We start from the raw sequence: 2,983 nt of genomic DNA on the forward strand, positions 1-2,983 counted from the left end.
CTATCGTTAAAAGGTTTAAGATTGGCTTGATAACCTCACTCAATAATCAATATGCCTCTAGTATTACCCACCCCCTATACCCGCTAATAAAATCCTTATTTAATTAACTAAATCCCATATTTATCAGCTAAAACCCTATATTTGTTAAAGTACCTTTACGTCGTTGAATCGCCACACCAACATTCCATATAATCACACCAACAATTGCCCATAACACGCCAACAACAAGAATCACAAGTAGCGATACGCCAACATTTACAGAACCATCAACTATACTACGAGATGCTTGAGTAACATGAGTTACTGGAATCACGTATAACACGTATTGCATCATCTTAGGAAATACGCTAATCGGAGCAATCACACCACAAACAATAGGAAGTATTGCACTAAGCGCGTTAGAAATAGTATAAACATCATTCATCATCATGCTTATAGCAGCTATAGCAATACCAAATCCAGTAGAAGCAACAGGAACAATAAGGAACAACAGCATCAACGCACTCATATTAATCATCAAGAAAGCACTCGGGCTTACTACAAGCATTGTTATAAACAAAGTCACAGCATCACTCACCAAAGAAATAGTAACGAGCGCAATAATACGACCGAACCATAATGGTAATGCAACTTTCGCGCTTGTAAGCACGAATGGTGTTGTTCCTTCAAAACGATCCCATGCTAGTGCTTCTGACACAGTCATACTTGTGGAAATAGAACACGCACCCATCACAGCAGCAAGAGTTGATGCAATCAAACTATGATTAAAACCCGCGCTAGTTGCAGCACTAGCTGCTCCATTGAATCCTCCGCTTACAGCTCCAGCTAGAAAAACGTATAAGAACGTGGATAAAAGAGGCTCAACAATCATACGGATAACAGCAGTATTCCAACTATTTAAGCTAGGTATACTCTGTATACTCACTCTTGCACCAGTTCGTATACTAGATAACACGCTCACGTGACCATACCGAGAATATTGATTATATTGATGCAATTCAGCGTACTTATTATTTTGAATAATTTTATTTCGCATAGTTTCAACCTGATTATTATTTCGTATCATATTATGTTCAAACTTCCATTAAGCGTTGCAAGTCGAATAGCATGACGTAACATAAAACCTGCAATAACAAGCAAAACGCTGGATAATACAACGCATAACACAATTGCTAACACAGTAGTAGCATTAAACGATTGCGCATGAGACACCCACACTGCAGACGTAAGCGGATGAATAAACGCAATAACGCGAGCCGGCAATGGCATTGATTCTACAGGAATCACTATTCCACAAAGCATCCATACAGGAATTAAAATCAAACCTTCATAAACTGTAGCTTTACGGCATAATACAAAAATTCCAGATAATAATGCAGCAGAAGCTACGCAAGCAAGCATAGAAAGTAAGTATCCAACTAACTGCGTGAATGTTATCATAAAAAACCCATGGCAGAAAACAGCAACGGTAATAATCGCAAGCGGCATACCAATACAACCAAGTAAAGCTGCGGATCCTACAATAGGAAGAAACACTGCAGCAGGTGAGATGACACTTAAAGTTAAATATTGTAATGTTCCTAAATAACGCTGGTATCCAATAATTCCAACAGCAGTAGTTGTAGCAGACCATAATCCAGCTATAGAAGAATCAACCCAAATATTATTAAGGCAGTTGGTACAATCATGAGAAAAACCATAGTAGGCAACAATTTTCATCAACGCAAAACATACTGGAGCAAGTATCGCATTTTGCAAGAAAAACGTTGTTTTCGCTAAGCTTTTAAGCTGAAACCACATGCCACGAATCACAGAAGCGTATGAATGAGTAGAAGTATTCATATTAAGCCTCCTACTTACTTAATGGGAGTGAGGACGGCGAAGAAGACGGCGTAACAGCAGAAGTAGAAGTAGAAGTATTTGATGCAGAAATATTATCATTTTGCACAATAGCAAGATACGTTTCTTCCAAGCTTGCAGCGCGATCACCTAAACGCGTAATCCCATCAACAGGAATTTTAATATTTCGTTCTTGATATAATGTTTTGCTCCACGCAATAGTAATATTTAACACTCCATGCGATTCAAAAACATCACACCACAACACTCCATCAAGTTTTTGCAATTCTTCCTTAACACTAGGAGTTCCGCTTGATACTTCACCGTCATACGCGTACATTGTTACATGATCAATATGCTGTAAAGAAGCCAACTGCTGAACACTTCCCTGAGCGATAATATTACCGTGATTTATTACAGCAACAGTATCAGCTAATTTTTCAGCCTCACTCATCTCATGCGTAGTTAGCAAAATCGCTATTCCTTGATCTCGTAAAGCATGAATAATTTCACGTACTTTCCTAGCATTTTCAGGATCCAAACCAGTGGTAGGCTCATCTAAAAGCATAAGATCCGTTCTAGCAACCAGCGATCGAGCAATATGCAATCGCTGCCACATTCCCCTTGAAAAAGTTTGAACAGCATCATGAGCTTTATCAAGTAAATCAACTTGCTCAAGAGCATCGTGAATACGCTTACCTTGCTCCCTATATGGAACAGCAGAAAGATCCGCAAAATAACGAAGATTATCTAATGCACTTAACCTTTGATAAAATCCTCGCTCACCTCCAAGAAGTAACGACACGTGCTTACGCGCTTCTCGAGGATTACTCACAACATCAATACTAGCAATGCGAACACTACCACTATCAGGAGCTAACAACGTACCAACAATTTTCACAGTAGTTGTTTTACCTGCACCATTCGGACCAAGCAAGCAAAATATTTCACCAGAATGAATATCAAAAGATACGTTATGTAAAACTTGGCGAGTTGTTTTCTTATGACCGAATCCACGAGAATAAGATCTTGTTACATTATCAATACGCAATATTAAGTTGCTAGTTGACTGCTTATTATTGTTATCGCGATTATCAGTTGCGTTTTCTATATTATTATTCATTATTATTGCTTCGTTCTTACT

The 2,983-nt window shown here is 38.5% G+C and carries 3 protein-coding genes; all 3 read right to left on the minus strand.

Annotated elements, in window-relative coordinates; translation table 11 throughout:
• Window positions 1-127 precede the first annotated feature (127 nt).
• The 3 genes from A5294_RS06100 to A5294_RS06110 are packed head-to-tail and all read right to left on the minus strand — an operon-like array spanning window position 128 to window position 2,962.
• On the minus strand, window positions 128-1,066 hold the full coding sequence (locus tag A5294_RS06100) for an ABC transporter permease (RefSeq protein WP_064340709.1): 939 nt from the start codon (window positions 1,064-1,066) through the stop codon (window positions 128-130).
• Window positions 1,063-1,842 carry a hypothetical protein gene (locus A5294_RS06105; RefSeq protein ID WP_064340710.1) on the minus strand — a complete coding sequence of 260 codons (780 nt, stop codon included), beginning with the start codon at window positions 1,840-1,842 and terminating at the stop codon, window positions 1,063-1,065. Before A5294_RS06105 ends, A5294_RS06100 begins: the two co-directional genes overlap by 4 nt.
• Before the next feature lie 10 nt (window positions 1,843-1,852).
• The gene (locus A5294_RS06110) at window positions 1,853-2,962 is read right to left on the minus strand and encodes an ABC transporter ATP-binding protein (RefSeq protein WP_064340711.1); all 1,110 of its coding nucleotides are present in this window, start codon (window positions 2,960-2,962) and stop codon (window positions 1,853-1,855) included.
• Between the last annotated feature and the right edge of the window lie 21 nt (window positions 2,963-2,983).

The sequence above is a fragment of the Gardnerella sp. 30-4 genome (assembly GCF_001641215.1).
GTDB classification, from domain to species: Bacteria; Actinomycetota; Actinomycetes; order Actinomycetales; family Bifidobacteriaceae; genus Bifidobacterium; species Bifidobacterium leopoldii.

Bases quoted from the DNA above. Each gene is read 5' to 3' on its own strand.
- A5294_RS06100 (WP_064340709.1), bottom strand. From the start codon at position 1,066: ATGATACGAAATAATAATCAGGTTGAAACTATGCGAAATAAAATTATT.
- A5294_RS06105 (WP_064340710.1), bottom strand. From the start codon at position 1,842: ATGAATACTTCTACTCATTCATACGCTTCTGTGATTCGTGGCATGTGG.
- A5294_RS06110 (WP_064340711.1), bottom strand. From the start codon at position 2,962: ATGAATAATAATATAGAAAACGCAACTGATAATCGCGATAACAATAAT.